Here is a 206-nt window from a genome sequence, read left to right as displayed (position 1 = left end):
TTGTAAGGTCTGCTGCAAAGTCTGTGTCAAATACCTTGTCAAATCCAAGTCTTCTTAATGCTGCTGCCATCTTTCCAGTAACTCTTGTTCCTATTGGCATTCCAAACTCTTCACCAAGTGCAACTCTTACAGCTGGTGCTGTTTGTACTACAACAAACTTTTCTGGATCAGCAAGTGCCTTCCATACTTCCTTAATGTTTTCCTTT

The 206-nt window shown here is 40.8% G+C and carries 1 protein-coding gene; it reads right to left on the bottom strand.

Going from position 1 to position 206, the window contains the following annotated elements; translation table 11 throughout:
• The coding region (locus TCEL_RS13260) for a [Fe-Fe] hydrogenase large subunit C-terminal domain-containing protein (RefSeq protein ID WP_278199841.1) at positions 1-206 on the bottom strand (206 nt) is incomplete at both ends.

The organism is Thermobrachium celere DSM 8682, from assembly GCF_000430995.1.
Taxonomy (GTDB): domain Bacteria; phylum Bacillota; class Clostridia; order Clostridiales; family Caloramatoraceae; genus Thermobrachium; species Thermobrachium celere.
Note: the sequence above shows the minus strand (reverse complement) of the source record. Positions and strands in the feature narration are given on the sequence as shown.